This window comes from Phenylobacterium sp. (assembly GCF_036723115.1).
In the GTDB taxonomy this organism is placed as follows: Bacteria; Pseudomonadota; Alphaproteobacteria; order Caulobacterales; family Caulobacteraceae; genus Phenylobacterium.
The window spans coordinates 1-18,330 of record NZ_DAIMHV010000004.1 but is presented as its reverse complement, the minus strand read 5'-3'; the positions used below and the strand labels follow the sequence as shown (position 1 = coordinate 18,330).

Sequence of the window (18,330 nt, the reverse complement as noted above, 5' to 3'; positions counted from 1 at the left end):
TCCATGCCGTCCGGCGCCTCAGGAACGGGCGGCGCCGGCCGAGCCCGTCCAGGGCAGGGCGCCAAGCGCCCGTCATTGCGGCTCGACAGGCGCGCGGGCCGCCTGCTAATCGGCGCGGCCATGGGACAGGGGCTGGCCAGGATCAAGGGAGGACACGCCGTTCTGGCGTTGGTCCTGATGACCCTGCTCTGCCGCGCCCTCGTGCCGGCCGGCTACATGGTGGAGACGACGAACCAGGGGGTTCGTATCGAGATCTGCACCAGCCAGGGTCTCTCCGACAGGGTCATCGACCCTGCCATGGGGGCGATGGGCCTGGCCGGCGACGCTGCCGATGGCTCGGAGGATGGAGCCGGGCGCGAGGCTTCGCCTTGCGTGTTCGCCGCCACGCCGCCCCTGGCCGAGCCGGTCGCCTTCGCCCTGGGGACGCGGGCGTCCTATGCCAGCCCCGCGCCCGCTTCGGCCCAGGCCCGGGCGCAGCTCTTTGATCGCGGGCTTTTCGCCCCGCCGCCCTGGGCCACCGGACCGCCTCTCCACGTCTGAGCCTCGCCGCCGGGCGCGCTTGCGCGCCTGCGGCGCCATCGCCCCGCCGCTCTCGCCCCGGCCCCCGCGCCCGTGCGCGATGTCGGTGGGAGCGGACGCCTGCGCCTCGCCGACGCTCACCCGTCGCGACGCCGGGACCGCGTGATCTCCTGCACGACCAAGGCTTCCATCTCCATGACACCGAGCGACCCCAAGGCGGCCAAGGCCGCCGGCCCGCGCCAGGCGCATCTGCGCGCCCGAATGATCCGTTGGCACCGCGCCATCGCCCTGGTCGGGGGACTGACCCTGATCCTCTGGGGGGGCTCCGGCCTCATCCATGTGGGCATGAGCCTGTTCGCGCCGCAGCCGGCCAGTTTCTTTCCCCCGCAGCGGAGCCTCGATCTGGCGCAGGCCATGCCGCTGGAGGAAATTCTCGCCCAGGCGCAGGTGGGCAAGGCCGCCGCGGTCAAGGTGGTCGTGAGCGAGGACGAGACCCTGCTGCAGGTCACCGAGACCCAGGATGCGCCGCGGCGCTATTTCAGCCTCACCGATGGGGCGGAGCGGCTGGGCCATGACCCGCGCCACGCCCTGTTCCTGGCGCGCCACTATACGGGCGCCGGAACGGAGGACGTCCGCAGTCTCACGCGGGTGACGACCTTTTCCGACGCCTATCCGGCCGTGAACCGCCTTCTCCCGGTCTATCGGGTCGAGTTTGATCGCGCCGACCGGCTCACCGCCTATGTCTATACCGAGACCAACGCCCTGGCGGCGCTCACGAACCGGCGGCAGGCCCTGATGCTCACGGCCTTCCAGTGGATTCACACCTGGAGCTGGATGCCCCAGGTCCTTGAGCCTCTTCGGGTGGTGATGATGGCGGCGGGCCTCAGCGGCCTCATCCTGATGGCGGCGACCGGCCTGCTCATGCTGGCGCTGATCCGGCGCAACGCACCCGCGCCTGCCTTGCGGGGCTGGCATCGGCTGGCGGGCTACGCCCTCTGGCTTCCGATCCTGGCCCTGGCCGGCAGCGGCCTCTTCCATCTGCTCAGCCATGCGGGGGCGGAGCGGGAGCGGACCCTGACCCTCGCCGAGCCGCTGGATCTGCGTGGAGCGGCCTATCCCCTCCAGGCGCGGTGGGCGGAGGTGGCGGACGGCATGAGCGTCAACAGCCTCTCCCTGGTGCAGCGCGCGGACGGGGGCTGGTTCTACCGGCTGTCCATGGCGCCCGACGTTACCACCGGCCCCCACGATCACCACGCCATGCGCCATGCCCGCTTCGACGGGCGCGCCAAGGAAGGTGATGTGGTCTATCTGGATGCGTCCACCGGTGCGGCCTGGGCGGGCGGGGACCGGGACTACGCCATCGAACTGGGCGAGCGGTTCAGCGGCCTGGGTCGCGAGGCCATCACCGAGGTCTCCATGGTGACCCGTTTCGGCGACGGCTATGACTTCCGGAACAAGCGCCTGCCGGTCTGGAAGATCGCCTATGGCGCGCCGCTCAAGGCCAGCCTCTATGTGGACACCGCCACCGGTGTCCTGGCCGACATCACCCCCGATGCGGCGAGGCCGGAACTGGCCAGCTTTTCCCTGGCGCACAAATGGACCTTCCTGGCCCCGCTGGGCCGGGACGCGCAGAACCTGATCCTGGCCGGCGTGGTGTCCCTGTGTCTCGTTCTGATGGGCGCCCTCGGTCTGCAGATGGACATGGCCCGCAGGCGCAGGGCGAGAGGCCGCACCCGAATCAAGGTCGAGGTCTCACCTGTCAGGGAACCCTCGGAAATCAAACATACTGCAGACTAGAATGTGATATCGTGACGCCGACCTTACAAACGAACTGGGGAGAGGCGAGATGGAGTTCATCGGCGAGAAGACCGAGGCGGGCGTCACGCGGCGGGAGTTCCGGCTGCAGGTGGCGGGCGACACCGTGCCAGGGTGCCTGTGGGCGCCGGAGGGGGCGCGTGGGCCGCGGCCTCTGATCCTGCTGGGGCATGGCGGCGCCCAGCACAAGAAGGTGGCCAATCTGACCGCGGCGGCCGTGGCCCATGCCCGCGACCTGGGCTATGCGACCCTGGCCATCGACGCGCCCGGCCATGGGGACCGGGTGAGCCGGGACGCCGCCGAGAAGGTGCGGGCGGCGGCGCTCGCCGCCGGCAAGGCGGCCCAGGAAGGCCGTCGGCCCCCAGCAGGCGATCAGCCCAAGATCTCCCGCGACCCGGCCACCGTCGACAAGGTGGTGGGGGAATGGAAGGCCGCCCTCGACGCCGCCCAGGCCCTGGATTTCGTGGGCCGCGACCAGAAGATCGGCTATTGGGGCGTGTCCATGGGGACGCGGTTCGGCGTGCCCTTCGTCGCCGCTGAACCCCGCATCACCTGCGCCATCTTCGGCCTGTTCGGGGCCTTTCCGGGGCTCGAGGATCACAAGGACGCCGCCGAGAAGATCCGCATCCCGGTGCTCTTCGTCTATCAGTGGGACGACGAGCTGATGAAGCGCGAGCACGGCCTGGCGCTTTTCGACGCCTTCGGCTCTGCGGAAAAGACCATGCACATCAATCCCGGCCGGCATGTGGAGATCCCGGCCTTCGAACGGGACTCCTGGATGGCGTTCTGGCGACGCCATCTGGAGCCGTCCGCAGGCTGAGCCCCTTGGTCAGGCGGCCTCAGCCCCCGCGGGCTGAGGCGCGCTTGGCCCAGTACTCCCGGAAGAAGCCTCTTGGGTCCTTCTCGGCGCGGGTGGGATGGCCGAAGACCAGCGTGGTGCGCTCGGTCAGGTCATAGGCTGGCCAGTCCGGCGTCTTGGGGTTGTTGGGATCGCCCTTGGCGGCCAGGGACACCCAGGCCGAGGCGATCTCGTCGGCCAGCCGCAGATTGTCCCGGCTGGGACCGGCCAGGGGGAAGCGGATGTCGTGCATGGAATAGGCGACATCGATCCCGTGGGTGGCGCCGTAGCGCCCCTCGAAGGCCGGGCTGGGCGCCTCCCAGAGATAGGCCCAGGTGGGCGCGCCGCCGGCCGCCACCCGGCGTTCCAGCATGGTGTTGGCCGCCAGGCGGAAATAGGTGTCGCTGGCGATGCGCGCGTTGATGATGAAGGGCGTGGCTGACGGCGTCTCGTCCCGATAGGCCTCCAGCAGGCGAGGGGCGTCTTCCCCGACCCGCCGCTGAAGCGTGGCCAGCACCTCGTCCCAGCCCAGGTCGAAACGGGTCTCGCGATAGGTGCGCTCATCCAGCGCCGTGGACACCACCAGGGGGATGTCGCGGGAGATTTCCGGCGCGCCGGGGGTGAAGGGGTGGCGGGGGATCAGCTCGCCGAGCACCGGCGCGAAGGAGCGCGGAGCTTCGCCGCGACGGCGTTCCTCGGCCTCCACGTCGGCCTGGGCGGCCAGCAGGGTGGTGAAGGGAACCGCCTGCAGCTCCTTGATCTGGTCGCGGCGCAGCCCCAGTCGCTCCAGCAGCTGGGCCGAGGCCTTGTCCGCCTGTTCGCGGGTCATGGAGGTCAGGGCCGACCCGCTCATGATCCCGGCGCTGGAGAACAGTCCCTTGGCGGCCGGCATGGCCATCAGGTGGCTCACCTTGGCGCCCCCGCCGGACTGGCCGACGATCATCACCTTCGCGGGATCGCCGCCGAAGGCTTCCACATTGCGGGCCACCCATTGCAGCGAGGCGACGAGATCGGCCATGCCGGCCGCGCCGGAGTCGGCATAGGGCCCTTCATCGCCGAGATAGAGATAGCCGAGGGCGCTCAGTCGGTGGTTGACCGTCACCACCACGCAATCGCCGAACCGCGCCAGCATCTCGCCGTCGCCGCCGGGATTGTTGCTGGACCCGCCATAGAAGCCGCCGCCGTGGAAGCGCACGATGACCGGACGCTTGCGGTTGGCGTTGGGCTCCGGCGTCCAGAGGTTCAGGACCAGGCAGTCCTCCCCCATGCCGCCCGGCTGGACGTCGTTCAGGATCAGGTCGGCATAGACGTGCCGGCGGTTGCCCGGGATCTGCGGGGCGATATTGCCGTAGTCGAAGGCGTCCCGGACGCCGGCCCAAGGCGCCACCGGCTGCGGCGGCAGGAAGCGGTTGGCGCCGGAGGAGTCCGCCCCGTAGCGCAGGCCCTTGAAGACGGTGACGCCGCCGGAGCTGACCCCGCGAACCTTGCCCTCGGCGGTCTCCACCACGGGGAACAGCCGCGCCTCGGCGTCGCGGACCGGGGCGGCGGCCACGAGGCCCAGCGCCGCGCCGGCGGTGATGAAGGCTCTGCGATCAGTGGTCATGGTGTCTCCTACGGCTCAGCGGTGCAGGGTCCGGCCCATCTGCTGGGACGGATAGCGGCTCATGAAGACCCGCTCCGGCGCCCAGGGATCGTCGGCCAGCCGCGGCGGCGCGTCGAAGAGCAGGGTGGAGCGGGTGTCGAGGTCGTAGGGCCGCCACGGCGGAATGGCGGCGTTGTTGGGATCGCCGGTGCGGGCGAAGCTCAGCCAGGTCTCCGACATGGCCTCGGCCAGGGCGCGGGTCTCATCGCTCTCCGGCCCGGTGAGGTGGCGCGCGGCCTCGACATTGTCGAACACGAAGGGCAGGTCGAGGGTGTGCTGGCTGATGTATTTCCCGTCATCGGCCGGCGAGCGCCAAGTGAGCTGGTAGAGATAGGTGGGCGCCGCCCCCGACAGGACCCGCTGCTCGGCCATCAGCGTGGCGTCGCGCACATAGCCCCTGGCCGAGGTGATGGTGAAATAGAGTTCCGACGCCGTGGCCTGGGGCCGCGAGGCGCCGAAGGTGGCGATGGCGGTCTCGACGTCCTCGGCGGGCACATAGCGGGCGAGACGCCGGCGAAGCTCGGCCTCGTCCAGGGTGAAGGCGCCCTCCTCATAGCCCAGCTGATTGGACAGCTCGGTCCGTGTGGTTCCCACCATCATGGGAAGGTGGCTGGAGCGCGCCGGCGCCTGCGGCAGGAAGGGATGCTCGGTGAACGCCAGCCCGTCCAGCATCGGCGAGAAGCGCGACCGCTGCTCGCGCATCACCCGCAGCTGAGCCCGCGTCAGCGTTTCGACGGGGACCTCCTTCAGGCGGGCGATATCGGCAGGGGCGATCTCCAGCTGGGCCAGCAGGGCGTCGGTAAGCCTGGCGGCCTGTTCCGGGGTCTGGATGCGCAGGTGGGATCCGCTCTGGACCACCCCCCGGGCGAACAGACCTGCGGCGTCGGCCCCCGCATAGCAGAGACTGACCTTGCGCCCGCCTCCCGACTGTCCGAACAGGGTGACATTGCCGGGGTCGCCGCCGAAGGCGCCGATATTCTCCTGCACCCAGCGCATGGCGGCGATCAGGTCGAGATAGCCGGCGTTCCCGGAGGCCTTGTGCGCCTCCCCCAGACGATCGCCGAGGAAGCAGTGGCCATACACGTTCAGGCGATGGTTGATGCTGACGACGACCACGTCGCCGCGCAGGGCGAGCCGGGTTCCGTCATAGACCTTCTGCGATGCCGACCCCGCCTCGAAGCCGCCCCCGTGGAACCACAGCATCACCGGCCGTCGACCCGCATCGGCCGCCGGCGTCCAGACATTGACCCGCAGGCAGTCCTCGCTCATCGGCCCCTTGTCGGCCAGCATGCCGCGCATCTGCGGGCACTGGTCGCCAAACCCCAGGGCGTCCTGCACGCCGGTCCAGGGCGCTACGGGCTGGGGCGGGCGGAAACGGTTGGCGCCGGAGGTGTCGGCCCCGTAGCGCATGCCCTTGAAGACGCTGACGCCGGAGGCGCGGCGCCCGCGAACCTTGCCCTGGGCGGTCTCCACCACCACGAGATCCTGATCGGCTTCGGGAACTGTCTCGGTGCTCATGGGCTCTCCTGCGGGTTCAGCGGGCGATGAGGTCGATGAGGCCGCGCGCCTGCGGCATGGCCTCAATGTTCCGGAGCGTCTCCACCACCTGGGCGGCGCGCGCCGGACCAAGCGCCGGCTCCATCAGTTCCAGCGCCTTGGCCTCCACATGGGCGGCGCTCATGGGGTGTGAGGGAAAGCCCAGGACGTGGGGGATGAAGGCGGTGACGGCCTCGCCCCCCTGCAGGCGCACCGTGACGCGCGCCGACTCCGTGCGGGGTTGACCAGGCGCAGCCTCCTGGGCCGGGTCATGGGCGATCTGGACCTGGTCCATCATCTGGCGGACCGCCCCGTCGCCGGCCATCCGCGCCAGGCTCTGGGCCGAGACGAAGTCCAGCCGGCCGTCGATCAGGATGATCGCCGTCAGATAGCGCAGGTTGAGCGCGGGCATGGCCGCGTCGCGGAAGGCTTCCCAGCGGCCCGGCATCTCGATCTCGACCGCCTCGACGACCGCCCCCGACAGCCGCGGCAACAGGGAAAGCAGGGCCTCCACCGCCGGCTGGGTGGGACCACCCACGGGGTAGCGCTTATAGGCCGTGAGCGGCAGCTCCGAGCGGCGGCCCAGGTCGCTCACCAGATAGTCGAGGTCACGGTCGCCGCCGGCGAAGGCGCCGCTGCGCAGCCAGCCGGCCGGGTGATCCAGGGCGTTTGGCACGCCGCGGAAACCGGCCTGGACCATCAGGGCCGCCTGCAGGCCGTTGCGCGCCCCCAGGCCCGCGAACACGAAGGCCTTCTCCACATGCTCCACGTCCAGCAGCCACTGCCAAGAGCCGGAGGCCTGCTGGGCGCAGTAGGTCCAGACGTGGTCGATCTCTGTCTCAGACAGCCGCAGCAGGGCCGAGGCTGCGGCCGCTGCGCCGAACACGGGCCCGATCCCGTGATTGGCGATGCCCGCCTTTCGCAGATTGTTCAGGCCGAGGGCCTTGGGCAGACGCCCGGCCAATTCATAGCCTGCGATGACCGCCCGCAGCAGATCGGCCCCGGACGCGCCCCGTTGCTCGGCCGTGGCCATCGCCACGGACACCACGGCCGGGCCCGGCTGGACGAAGGCCGAGGGGATGAAGTCGTTGATCTCCGCGCCATGGCCGGTCATGGCGCCGGCGAAGGCGGCGTCCACCAGGCCGGCGCGCTGGCGCGTGCCAAGGATGGTGGTCTCGCCTGCGCCGCCGCTGAGGGAAAGCGCATACTTGCGGGCCAGGACCGCCGGCTCCAGGTCGCGGCAGGCGACGATGGAGGCCAGGGTGTCCAGCAGATGCAGCCGCGCCAGCTCCCGGTGCTCGGCGGGCGGGGTGGAGGCCAGCGCGCCGGCCACATAGGCGCTGAGCGCTCCGGTCACGTCGCGGGGCTGGGCGGCCGTGGAGGGGGTGTTCATGACTGCGCCAGGGCCTCGCTCATGCGTGCGCCGGTCTCGAGCAGGGCCTCGATGACCTGGTCGCGGCTGCTGCCCGCCAGGCGATCGCTGGGCGCCGAGATGGAGAGGCCGGCGAAGGGGGCTGCGCCCCCGGCCTCAACCGCGACGCCGATGCTCGAGACGCCGGGGCTGTAGCCGGAGAGCGCATATCCCCGCCGCCGGGCGTCATCCAGCTCGGCCAGGAGGACGGAGATATCCAGATTGTGGGCGGGGGCGGCGCGGGTTGCGATATCCGCCCCGTCGGGTCGGCGGCTGAGCAAGGCCTTGCCGCTGGCGGTGAGGACCGCCGGCGCCCGGCTGCCGATGCTGGTGCGGAACTGCACCGGACGCGGGGCGATGATCTTGTCCAGATAGACGACGTCATCCCCCGACAGCAGGGTCAGGCTGACCGTCTCGCCTGTGGTCCTGTGCAGGCTGTAGAGGAAGCCCGCGGCGACCTTCTTGACCGGCAGCTGCGCCACGGCGCGGGCGCCGATCTCCCAGGCGCGCAGGGTGGGGCCGTAGCGACCGCCCGGGTCCTGCTGCGCATAGCCCAGTTCGATCAGGCTGGTCAGAATACGATGGGCCGTACTCTTCTGAAGACCGGTCTCGTGCGCCAGGTCGGTCAGGCGCATGGGCTCCCGCGCTCGCGAGAGGCGCTCCAACAGGGAAAAGGCTCGGGAAACCGCTCGGTCCATGGGCGCGTCATCACTACTGCTGACCGCCCTATGCCATACCCGAACAAAGAATAACAGAAATTAGAACGTCGTTCCGTTAGGCGGAACAATGCGGATGATCTTGGGGCCGCGCCGACGCTCTGTGACGTCTCCATGAAGTTTGAATGAAAAGCGCCGTCACAAATTGAGGGGTCGCAACGGGCCGTCGTTGAGGGGGCGGGGGCAAGGACCGGGCGATCGCCAGGTTCCCCGCCGTCGCAACATCGACATGCGGAGACTTTCAGTGACCGGTATTCAATCCAAGGCCAGCATCAAAAGCGCCCGGCGTGGGGCGGGGCTCCTGACCAGCTGCGCGGCGGTCGCCCTGCTGGCGGCCACCGGCGCCCAGGCCCAGTCGGCTGGGACAGACGTGACCGAGGTGGGCGAACTGATCGTCACCGGCAGCTATCAGCGCAGCCTGGAGCAGGCCGTCGATCTGAAGCGCGAGACGGTGGGCTTTTCCGACTCCATCCTGGCGACCGACGTCGCCAACTTCCCCGAGCAGAACCTGGCCGAAGCCCTCCAGCGGATTCCCGGGGTGACGATCGAGCGCAACAAGGGCCTTGGCCGCCGGGTCATGGTCCGCGGTCTGCCCAGCGAATTCACCTTCGTCACGATCAATGACCTGGCCACCGCCTCGGGCAGCGGCGGTCGCGATGTGGAGTTCGATATCTACGCCTCGGAGATCATTCAGCGGGTCACGGTGCAGAAGTCGCCCACGGCGGCCAATGAAGAGGGCGGCATCGCCGGCTCCATCAACATCTATACCGCCCGGCCGTTCGACTTCGCCGGCCCGCGGGTCGTGGGCTCTGTGGAGGGGGCGTATAATTCGATCTCCGAGGAGATCGATCCCAAGATTTCGGTGCTGGCCAGCAACACCTGGGGGGATTGGGGCGCGCTGTTTTCCGTGTCCACGGCCCGCCGCACCAATCGGACGGACTCAAATTCCGGGATCAACTTCCGTCCCGCCTTCCGCTTCCTGGAAGCCTCCGGCGTGCGGGGAACCCAGGCGCAGAGCGTGCTTGCCCGCGACGCCGGCGTGGTGGTCACCAATCGCTCCGATCGTAATCAGACCGGCCGGATCATCTTCCAGGACAAGGTCGGCGACCGCGTCTATCTGAACGAACAGGACCAGTGGGGCGCGACCGTCTCCCTGCAGTATCGCCCATCCGCAAGCTTCAGCCTGGCCTTTGACGGCATGATCGGCGGCTATGACGCCACCGAGGATGAATACGACGCCGCGGCCTATTCCGCCTCCAGCCGCAGCACCTTCGAGACCATCCACGAGTATGATCGGACCACGCTGAGCGACTACGGGATCGTCGTGCTTCGCGATGTCTCCTACACCGCCACCCAGCACGAGTTCCTGAGCAAGGAGCGGATCAGCAAGACCGACTACGCCCAGTTCGGCGCCGAACTGAACTGGCGCGGCGACTTCTGGGCGTTCAACGCCATGGCGGGCTATTCCGGCGCCGAGAGGACCATCGACTACGCCAACCTCAAGCACGTGGCCTACGCGCCCTCGCGCACCCGCTGGACGGCTCAGGGCGGCGAGACGATCCGCAGCGCCAATCCCGCCAGCATCGACATGTACAATTCGCCGCGGAGCTATCTCTTCGAGGCCTATGAAACCACGCTGGAGAGCATCACTGACGACAAGTACGCCGCCCAGGCCGACCTCTCACGGGACTTCAATCTCGATGTCTTCCCGGCCCTGCGCCGCATGGAGGTTGGTGTCCGCTACACCGACAAGTCAAAGGAACGTCAGTACGGCGCTCTGAACATCCAGGGGCCGGGACCTGGCAACGCCTCCTGGGTGAATACCCGCACCCTGGCCGACAGCCCCCTGACCGCCATCGGCGACCTCGTGCCCGGGGGCGACTACCGCGTTCGTGACTTGAACTGGAGCCAGGTGTCCAACGCCTATGCCCGCGAGACCTTCCGGTACGCCGGCTTCTTCACCCCTTTCGATGATGGCCAGTACTATGAGGTGTCCGAAGAGGTGTTCAGCCTCTACGGCATGGCGGACCTGGAATTCCAGATCGGTCCGGTCCCGGTCTTCATCAATGGCGGCGCCCGCTATATCGACACCAGCGTCACCTCGTCAGGCTTCCACCAGATCCAGACGCCGACCGGCGGAACCACCTACACGCCGGAGCCCGTCTCCAGCACCGGCGGTTACCAGAAGGTGCTGCCGAGCCTGAACTTCAACGCCGAGCTCACCGACAGCCTGCTCCTGCGCGGAGCGGCGTCCGAGACGCTTATCCGCCCGGCCCTGACGGACCTGGCCTACAAGCGCACGGCCAGCTGGAACTCCTTCCGCTTCACCGATGGCAATCCGGGCCTGCGCCCGACCTATGCCAAGCAGTGGGAACTGGGTCTCGAGAAGTATCTTCCCCGCGGCGGCCTGCTCTCGGCCTCCTACTTCTGGAAGCAGATCGAGGGCGTGGTCCGCAACGAACTCACCGGCACGGCGCCTAACGTCACCAAGTACAACGCCAACGGCACCATCGACGGCGTCTATGACTTCGACGTCTATCAGCCGGTCAACGCCGAGGGGTCGTACGACGTCAGCGGCGTCGAACTGGTGGCCATCATCCCCCTGGGGCTGATCTACCGGCCGCTGGAAGGGTTCGGCCTCAACGCCAACTACACCCTGCTGGACAGCTCCCTGACCGGGGAGTCGGACATCGACGTTCCCACCCCGCCGGTGGGCCTGGCCGATACGACCTATAACGTCACCCTCTACTATGAGAATGACCGCTTCCAGGCGCGCGCCTCGTACAACTACAAGGACAAGTATGTTGAGGCGATCGGCTACGAAATGTACCCGATCTGGCGTGAGGGCTACGGTCAGACCGACATCTCGGTCAGCTACAATCTGACGAACCGAATCCAGGTCAGCTTCGAAGGCATCAACATCACCGACGAGGCGACCAAGGGCTACACCATGCACCCGTCGTTCCCGACCATGTACGAACTTTCCGGACGACGCTTCAGCCTGGGCGTTCGTATGGGGTGGTGAGGCTGCTGTCGGACCTCGATCGCATCAAGTCCGCCGGTGGAGCGCCTCCTTCCCCTGGGCGCCGCCGGGCGTCGCGCCCCCTCCATTGGAGGGGGCGTTGGCGCGTCTGCGCCAGGACGACCCGCTTGGGCCCAGGGACGAGCCCAGCCGTCCGCCATGCGTAGCGACCCTGACCTTGGCCGACTGCGCGGCGACCTGATGGCCTATCTGCGTCGCCGTGATCAGGGCGCCGTGGACGCCGAGGATGTGGTCCAGGAAGCCTTTCTTCGCTTTCAGAAGGCTGGTCACGATCTGTCGGCGAGCGACGCGCGGCCCCTGTTGTTCGTGATCGCCCGAAACATCCAGTTCGATCGCTGGAAGGTGGCCGCCCGCGAAGCCAGGCGCAGCACGGCCGACGATGTCTATGCGCTCGACGCCGGCCCGCGGGCGGTGAGCCATCCTTCGCCCCGCGCCGATCAGGGACTGATCGACCGGCAGAACCTGGCCGCCGCCAGCGTGGCCATTCGCAACATGCCCCCCAAGACCCGGCAGGCGTTTCTGCTGCATCGCTTCGAGGGCTGCACCTATCGACAGATCGCCGGGCGTCTAGGAATCTCGGTGAGCATGGTCGAGAAGCACATCGCCGAGGCGCTCCGCCGGCTGAAGGAGTCCCAGGATGATTGAGGGATGGGCGGCGGGGATCGTTGTCCCCTCAGGAGCCCGGGCCACTCTGCGCTTCGGACTCGGAAGGGACGCCGTCTGCTGATGTTTCGCCGGCTGTTTGCATTTTTCGCGCCTACGCCCCGGTCAGCCGAAGCCTGGCTCGCCCGGATGGGACGCGGGCGGCTGCGCGGGCATGAGGAAGCCGCCTTCCACGCCTGGCTGGAAGCCGATCCCGCCCATCTGCCCCAATATGAATCGCTGAAGGCGTTGCAGGTTCAGCTTGAGGACCTGCGCGGCGGGTTCGAGGACGACCTCGCCCGTTGGCGTCGCCAGCCCGCGCAGGCGCCCCCGCTCATGGGGCGCCGCGGCCTGGTCGGAGGGCTGGCCGCGGCCGGACTGGTGGCGGTGGTCGTGACCGCACCGTTGTGGTCCGATGGGCGGGGGCCGCGACTGTATGAAAGCCTGCCGGGCCAGATTCTGGACGTCGCCCTCGAGGACGGAACGCAGGTGACCCTGGACGCGGACTCCGCCATCGACGTCCATCTCTCGCGCGGGGTTCGCCAGGTGTCGCTGCATAGAGGGGCGGCCTATTTCGATGTTGTTCATGATGGCGCGCGACCCTTCCAGGTGGCCGTTGGCGACCGCCAGGTCATCGTCGTGGGCACCCGCTTCGTCACCAGCCTCAGGGGCGACGGCGCCGAGATTTCAGTGTTGCAGGGCCGGGTCCTTGTCAGCCGGCCAGATCCTGGTCGCGCCGACACCCATCGCGGCGCTGCGAGCCTGACGGTGGGCGATACCGCGCAATTCCGGGTGGGCGACGCTGACCTGGTCACCGCGCGGGCCGACGTGGAGGCCCACACCGCCTGGCGCCGGAGGCGTCTCGTCTTCCGCAACGCCACCCTGGCCGAGGTGGTGTCCGCCGCCGCCCGGTACTCCGAGCGCCCGCTGGTGGCGGCCGATCCGCGCCTGAATGAGATCACGGTGACCGCTGTCCTGCCCCTGGATGGGGAGGGCGAACTGGCCCAGCGTATGGCCAGCCTGCTGCCCATACGCGTCACCCGCGACGCCGAGGGAAGGGTCCTCGTACGCGCAGAATGAGAGCGCCATCCTAGGGCTGGTCTCGGCGCACGGTATCGCAGAGCTGTCACGCCTGTGGGGTAGAGCGCCCAGGCATGGACCGTTCCGGGGGCAGATCGTCGTGCGCGCGAGACAGGGGCGGCACGCCGCCGCTCCGGCGCTTGTCGGCCACCCTGACGCTGTCGGCGGCCCTGGCGGGGGCGTCTCTCGCGCATGCGCAGCCGCGCCCGACACCGCCCCACGGCGAGATCCTCTACATCGACATCCCCGCCCAGGACGCCTCCGAGGCCCTGGTGCGGCTCTGTCTGGCGGCCGGCTGTGACCTCGCCTTCACGCCCGCCTCGGGACGAGCGGTGCGGACGCGGGCCGTTCGGGGGCAGATGAGCTGGCGTTCGGCCCTGGCCCAGATGAGCGAGGGAACGACCCTGCGCTATCGCTTCGTCGGGGCGCGGGGTGTGCGGGTCTGGGTCGCGGCTGAGGCTCCGGCTCTCCCGGCCGGCGCCGATGGCCCGGTGGAGGTGCGGCCCCTTGTGGTCACGGGCCGGTTCTCGGACCAGATCGACGCCGCCCTGGCGGCCAAGCGCGCGGCGGACACCATCTCCGACGGAGTCTCCGTCGACCGCCTGGGAGACCTGCCGGCCGCCAATCTGGCCGAAGCGCTTCAGCGAGCGCCCGGCGTGGCCATCGAGCGTGAGGTGGGGGAGGGGCAGTTCGTCAGCGTGCGCGGCCTCGGCCCCCTGTTTCAGTCCGTCACGGTGAACGGCGCGCCCGTGGCGTTCAACGAGAACATCCGCAATTCAACCCAGAGCGGTCGCCAGTTCCGGTTTCGCGCCCTTTCGGTGGACCTCCTGTCGGGGGCGCGGCTTACCAAGTCGGCCACGGCCGATCTGATCGCCGGCGGGATCGGATCAAACATCGACATCGAGACCTCCGGCGGCCTGGAGGGCTCGCCGTTCGTTTCGCTGCGATTGGGCGGGGAAATCAACGATCGCGCCGCGGCCTTGAGCCCCGATTTCGCCCTGGCCGGTCGGTTGATCTCGACGGCGGGAGATTTGGGGTTGGTCCTGGGCGTCGCCCAGGAAGCGCGCAGCATCCGCTATGATCGTTTTCAGATCATGCGCTATGGCGAGACGCGGGTGGATGGGGTCCTCCTGGCCACGCCCAACGATGTGCGCATGACGGTGGAACAGGAGGAAAGGCTCAGGCGCAGCCTCTTCCTGGGGGGCGATTGGCGGCCGAGCGCGGACTTCAGTCTGGATTTCGACGCCCTGGTCTCGACCTTCGACAACACCATCCGCGAGGATCGTCTGGTGTTCGGCCTGGGCGAACGCCTGGCCCGGCCCGGCGCCGTGACGCAGGTCAGGGACGGGGTCGTCACCGCCGGCTCCATCGAGGCCGGGCGTATCGACAACAACACAGAGTTTTCCGACCAGGCCCATGTCAATCTCCTGGCCTCTCTCGGGGCGGAGATGGGTTTCCGAGGCTGGCGGCTGGCGCCGCGCATCAGCCTCTCCTCGGCGACCTCGGTGCTTGATACTCCGCTGCAGCGCCTGTCCATGCAATCGCCGACGACGTCCTACGTCTTTGACCTGGGGGATGCGGTTCGGAGCCGGCGCGCCGCCACCCTGACCACGCCCTTCGATCTTCTTGACCCCGGCCAACTCACCTTGGCCCAACTGAACGTCCGCGCCGTGGAGTCACGGGACACCGACGCCACCCTGCGCTTCGACGCCGAGCGCCCGCTGGGCCACTCACTGGGCCGGGACGGCTCGGCGATGGGCGCCTCTCGCCTGGGCCTTGGGGTGCAATTGAGCCGCAGGACGCGGGACTATGACCGCCGCGACCGCCGGGCGGTTCTTCGGGACGGCGCGGGCGACCTGGCAGGTCTGTTTTCTGGCGCGACCCCCGACAATGTTTTTTCCGACCTGATCACGGTTCGACCATGGCCCTGGATCCGCACCGATTTTGACCGGGTTCGCGCGGCCTTCGAACTGGCCGCTTCGCCTTATGACATCGTCTTTCGACCGGGTGAGGCGGAGGCCTCTGGCGCCGATCGCCAGAACGCCTATGGCGTCATCGAAGAGGTGGCCGCCGCCTATGTCCGCCTCGACCTTGAGGGCGAGGTCGCCGCGCTGAGTATGTCGGGCAATCTGGGGCTGCGGGCGGTGCAGACAAGCACCGAGGTCCAGGGGGCGCGGATGGTTCTGGCCGGGCCGAGCGCCGAGGTGCGCCAGGTTCGCTTCGAAGATGACCACCGCATCCTGCTGCCCAGCCTGAACGTGGCGGTCGATCTCACGCCCAATGCGATCCTGCGCCTGGCGGCTTCCACATCCATGACCCGCCCCTCCCTCGCTGACCTGCGCGCCTCGACCGTGCCGGCCAGCGTGCTTGTTTCGGCGATCTATCGTGACGGGACGCAGGCTCTGACCGATCCGGAACCGGGTCTGATCTTCAGCGGCGTAGGCGGAAACCCCGCTCTTCGGCCCTATGTCTCCACGAACCTCGATCTGTCCTATGAAATGACCGGCCGGCGCACCAGCGTCTCAGCCGCCTACTTTCACAAGTCCATCGAGGACTTCATCGAGACGGTGGAGGCCGTTGAACAGGTGGTGTTCGAGACCCAGTCCGGGCAGCCGGTCGTGGCGGCGATCCCCATCGCCCGGCCGCAGAATGTGGGCCGCGCCATCGTGGATGGCGTGGAGTTAGGGCTCCACCACAGGATCGCCGCCGGCCTGGGTCTATGGGCCAGCGCCACATGGACCCAATCGCGGCTCAGGGGCGGCGGGCGATTGACCGGCGTCTCCGACTGGTCCTGGTCGCTCAGTCCCTATGTGGAACGCGGGCCGCTGGCGGTGCACCTGTCGTGGTCCTGGCGCTCGCCCTTCCGCTCCGAAGCCGATCTTCAGGGCGGCGGAGTGTCCGACTTCACGGTCGCCGCCGCGGGCTATCTTGACGCCCAGGCCGTCTACCGATTGCCCCTGGGAGGAGAGTTTGTCGTGTCAGGCTCCAACCTGACCAATGTCCGGGACCTCGCCTATGACGGCGCCCGCAGCCGGCTGTTGCAGATCGGCTCGGTGGGACGACAGGCCTCCGTCGGCCTGCGCTGGACCTGGTGAGGGGCGGGGTTCAGCAGGACTGGAGGATGGTCCAGATCCGGGTGAAGTCGCCCGCCCGGGCGTCCACTTCGCGGATCCAGAAATAGAGCCGGCCTGAGTCGCTCCAGGCCATTTCGGCCCGGTCATCGCTGTCCAGCTGCAGAAGAAGCCGCCATTCCGCCGCCCCGTCCCCCGGCCGCCGGCCCGGCTCGCGGGGCGCGTTCTGCTCGCAGTCGGCCTCCATCTCGTCGGCCTGAACAGGGAAGGGGAAGCCGCCGATCTGGTGCGCCGGCCCTGAGGGCAGCAGCGCCTCTTCCGCCGCTTCGAGCCTCCCGTAGTCCCGGCCCTTGAGCCTTGCGGTGTTCAGGCCCAGCCGGTCGGCGGGGGGATAGGAACTCGCCGCCTCGCATCGCACGGGCGCGGAGGGGATCATGAGGTCCTGCGGCAGGTCGGCAGGGGGCGCCTGCGACGGCGCTGGGCCCGTCTGATGGATCGCCACGGCGCAGCCAGCTTCCTCAGGCCCCAAGCCCCAGCCCTGGCTCGCCATGTCATAGAAGAAGGCCAGATGCCCCTCGGCCGGCAGCCAGTCCGGCCCGCCGGCCGCGCGCACCTCGGCCAGGTCGATATGGGCGACATGGGTCAGGGGCGCGCCCTGAAACCGGGGCCAGGGTCCCAAGAACCGGGCCTCGCCCCCCAGCCAGCTTTGGCCTCCTGGGCCGAGCGTCAGGCGGACGCAGGGCTGGGCGGCCGCCTGGATCTGTTCGATCATGTCCTCGACGGTCGGGCCCGGAACAGCCTCGGCCTTAGGGTCCGCAGAACCGGCCCCTCCAAATAACCGCTTCAGGATCGACATGGCGCCCTCGCTCAAGGTTCAGTCGACAGTTCATGATTTGTTCGAGCCGTGGTCAAGCTCAATCTTGGGTGGTGGCCTAGATTTCGAACACGGCTCCGGTTGTTGTCTCCGCCCCGCGTCCGATGGCCAGGATCGCCGCGGTCATCCGACCGTCCCGCTGCAGGGCCTCGTCGGCCAGGGCCACCAGGCGGGCGTTGGGGGTGGCGAAGGGAGCGGCGGCGCGAAGGTTCTGGGCCAAGGTGTCCTCACAGCCCGGCCCGTCGCGCAGGCAGGCCGCCACATAGGCCGCGGCCGTGGAGCGGCTGACGCCCGCCCAGCAATGGATCATCAGGGCCGAGCGGCGGTCCCAGCCTTCGAGAAATTGGAGGAAGGCGTTCATGTGCTCAGGGGCGGGCAGGATCAGGCCTTCCCGGGGGGTGACGATGTCATTGAACACCAGGTGCAGCCGCGCCAGGTCCCGCCTGGGCCAGGCCGGCGGCGCCATGCCCGGCGACAGCAGGCTGACCACGTGGGTGGGCGTCTTGCGCTGGAAACAGGCCCTCGCGCCCGCCAGGGGACTGACGACGATGGTCATGACAGGCTCGCCGCCAGGGCCAGCAGGAAGCCGGCCTCGAAGAGCTGCTCCACGGCGCCCAGCACATCGCCGGTGTGGCCGCCGATGAGCCTTCGGGCCAGGCTCAGCAGCAGGGCCGCGAGGGCGAGCCCCGTCAGGACCGCCGCGAAAGGTCCCGCCGGTCCCACCAGGACGACGAGGAAGGGCAGGGGCCAGACAGCAAGGAAGAGCGCCGACAGCGCCTCCCCGCGGGAGACCCCCTGCGGCATGGGCTTCCACTTGCCGCCGGAGGCGTCGGGGGCATAGGGGCTGAGCCGCATGGCGAGCACGGAGGCGCCCCGGCCCAGGCCATGGGCGCTGATCAGGGCCAGCGCCGCGGCGGCGGGGGGCATCTGCGCCAGGGCCGCAGCCTTCAGGGCCAGGACCAGCCCCAGGGCGATGACGCCATAGGTTCCCACCCGGCTGTCGCGCATGATCTCAAGCCGGCGGGCCGGCGTCTGGCCTCCGCCCAGGCCATCGGCGGTGTCGGCCAGGCCATCCTCGTGGAAGGCGCCCGTGAGCGCGATGCCCATGACCAGGGCCAGCAGGGCGGGAATCCACCCCCCGCC

Annotated in this window: 14 protein-coding genes; 7 read left to right on the top strand and 7 right to left on the bottom strand. The window is 69.1% G+C overall.

Annotated features, from left to right (window positions below; translation table 11 throughout):
- The first annotated feature begins 120 nt into the window (after positions 1–120).
- The 3 genes from V7D28_RS01035 to V7D28_RS01025 all read left to right on the top strand — a co-directional run bounded on the left by V7D28_RS01035 (position 121) and on the right by V7D28_RS01025 (position 3,154).
- Positions 121–540 (top strand): hypothetical protein, encoded by a 420-nt coding sequence (locus V7D28_RS01035; RefSeq protein WP_333585494.1) that lies wholly within the window; start codon positions 121–123, stop codon positions 538–540.
- Positions 541–714: 174 nt separating this feature from the next.
- A complete protein-coding gene (locus tag V7D28_RS01030) occupies positions 715–2,316 on the top strand; it encodes a hypothetical protein (protein ID WP_333585493.1) in 1,602 nt (533 codons plus the stop codon).
- Positions 2,317–2,365: 49 nt separating this feature from the next.
- Positions 2,366–3,154: a hypothetical protein gene (locus tag V7D28_RS01025; protein ID WP_333585492.1), complete on the top strand. Its 789-nt coding sequence runs from the start codon at positions 2,366–2,368 to the stop codon at positions 3,152–3,154.
- Positions 3,155–3,173: 19 nt separating this feature from the next.
- On the opposite strand, the gene V7D28_RS01020 is transcribed toward V7D28_RS01025, so the two are convergent.
- Genes V7D28_RS01020 through V7D28_RS01005 form a run of 4 tightly spaced genes read right to left on the bottom strand, consistent with a single transcriptional unit; the run spans position 3,174 to position 8,459 of the window.
- Positions 3,174–4,775 (bottom strand): carboxylesterase/lipase family protein, encoded by a 1,602-nt coding sequence (locus V7D28_RS01020; RefSeq protein ID WP_333585491.1) that lies wholly within the window; start codon positions 4,773–4,775, stop codon positions 3,174–3,176.
- A 15-nt stretch (positions 4,776–4,790) separates the two neighbouring features.
- The gene (locus V7D28_RS01015) at positions 4,791–6,332 is read right to left on the bottom strand and encodes a carboxylesterase/lipase family protein (RefSeq protein WP_333585490.1); all 1,542 of its coding nucleotides are present in this window, start codon (positions 6,330–6,332) and stop codon (positions 4,791–4,793) included.
- Positions 6,333–6,348: 16 nt separating this feature from the next.
- Positions 6,349–7,743: an MmgE/PrpD family protein gene (locus tag V7D28_RS01010; protein WP_333585489.1), complete on the bottom strand. Its 1,395-nt coding sequence runs from the start codon at positions 7,741–7,743 to the stop codon at positions 6,349–6,351.
- On the bottom strand, positions 7,740–8,459 hold the full coding sequence (locus tag V7D28_RS01005) for an IclR family transcriptional regulator (RefSeq protein ID WP_333585488.1): 720 nt from the start codon (positions 8,457–8,459) through the stop codon (positions 7,740–7,742). The genes V7D28_RS01010 and V7D28_RS01005 overlap by 4 nt, the downstream gene beginning before the upstream one ends.
- Positions 8,460–8,721: 262 nt before the next feature.
- Between V7D28_RS01005 and V7D28_RS01000 the strand changes: the two genes are divergently transcribed.
- The 4 genes from V7D28_RS01000 (at position 8,722) to V7D28_RS00985 (ending at position 16,337) form a co-directional block, all read left to right on the top strand.
- Complete coding sequence (locus V7D28_RS01000; RefSeq protein WP_333585487.1) at positions 8,722–11,502, top strand: TonB-dependent receptor; 2,781 nt, start codon at positions 8,722–8,724, stop codon at positions 11,500–11,502.
- A gap of 156 nt (positions 11,503–11,658) precedes the next feature.
- On the top strand, positions 11,659–12,165 hold the full coding sequence (locus V7D28_RS00995; RefSeq protein WP_333585486.1) for an RNA polymerase sigma factor: 507 nt from the start codon (positions 11,659–11,661) through the stop codon (positions 12,163–12,165).
- Positions 12,166–12,168: 3 nt separating this feature from the next.
- On the top strand, positions 12,169–13,242 hold the full coding sequence (locus V7D28_RS00990; RefSeq protein ID WP_333585485.1) for a FecR family protein: 1,074 nt from the start codon (positions 12,169–12,171) through the stop codon (positions 13,240–13,242).
- A gap of 140 nt (positions 13,243–13,382) precedes the next feature.
- Positions 13,383–16,337 carry a TonB-dependent receptor gene (locus V7D28_RS00985; RefSeq protein WP_333585484.1) on the top strand — a complete coding sequence of 985 codons (2,955 nt, stop codon included), beginning with the start codon at positions 13,383–13,385 and terminating at the stop codon, positions 16,335–16,337.
- Positions 16,338–16,347: 10 nt separating this feature from the next.
- Here V7D28_RS00985 and V7D28_RS00980 read toward each other — a convergent pair whose 3' ends face one another.
- From V7D28_RS00980 to V7D28_RS00970, 3 genes are all read right to left on the bottom strand, one after another.
- On the bottom strand, positions 16,348–17,085 hold the full coding sequence (locus V7D28_RS00980) for a YwqG family protein (protein WP_333585483.1): 738 nt from the start codon (positions 17,083–17,085) through the stop codon (positions 16,348–16,350).
- A gap of 160 nt (positions 17,086–17,245) precedes the next feature.
- Positions 17,246–17,743 carry a tyrosine phosphatase family protein gene (locus V7D28_RS00975; protein WP_333585482.1) on the bottom strand — a complete coding sequence of 166 codons (498 nt, stop codon included), beginning with the start codon at positions 17,741–17,743 and terminating at the stop codon, positions 17,246–17,248.
- On the bottom strand, positions 17,740–18,330 hold a 591-nt coding region (locus V7D28_RS00970), incomplete at its 5' end, for an adenosylcobinamide-GDP ribazoletransferase (RefSeq protein WP_333585481.1). The genes V7D28_RS00975 and V7D28_RS00970, both read right to left, overlap by 4 nt.

Excerpts from the sequence above, each read along its gene's own strand:
- V7D28_RS01035 (WP_333585494.1), top strand. The coding sequence starts at position 121 with ATGGGACAGGGGCTGGCCAGGATCAAGGGAGGACACGCCGTTCTGGCG.
- V7D28_RS01030 (WP_333585493.1), top strand. The coding sequence starts at position 715 with ATGACACCGAGCGACCCCAAGGCGGCCAAGGCCGCCGGCCCGCGCCAG.
- V7D28_RS01025 (WP_333585492.1), top strand. The coding sequence starts at position 2,366 with ATGGAGTTCATCGGCGAGAAGACCGAGGCGGGCGTCACGCGGCGGGAG.
- V7D28_RS01020 (WP_333585491.1), bottom strand. The coding sequence starts at position 4,775 with ATGACCACTGATCGCAGAGCCTTCATCACCGCCGGCGCGGCGCTGGGC.
- V7D28_RS01015 (WP_333585490.1), bottom strand. The coding sequence starts at position 6,332 with ATGAGCACCGAGACAGTTCCCGAAGCCGATCAGGATCTCGTGGTGGTG.
- V7D28_RS01010 (WP_333585489.1), bottom strand. The coding sequence starts at position 7,743 with ATGAACACCCCCTCCACGGCCGCCCAGCCCCGCGACGTGACCGGAGCG.
- V7D28_RS01005 (WP_333585488.1), bottom strand. The coding sequence starts at position 8,459 with ATGGACCGAGCGGTTTCCCGAGCCTTTTCCCTGTTGGAGCGCCTCTCG.
- V7D28_RS00995 (WP_333585486.1), top strand. The coding sequence starts at position 11,659 with ATGCGTAGCGACCCTGACCTTGGCCGACTGCGCGGCGACCTGATGGCC.
- V7D28_RS00990 (WP_333585485.1), top strand. The coding sequence starts at position 12,169 with ATGGGCGGCGGGGATCGTTGTCCCCTCAGGAGCCCGGGCCACTCTGCG.
- V7D28_RS00980 (WP_333585483.1), bottom strand. The coding sequence starts at position 17,085 with ATGATCGAACAGATCCAGGCGGCCGCCCAGCCCTGCGTCCGCCTGACG.
- V7D28_RS00975 (WP_333585482.1), bottom strand. The coding sequence starts at position 17,743 with ATGACCATCGTCGTCAGTCCCCTGGCGGGCGCGAGGGCCTGTTTCCAG.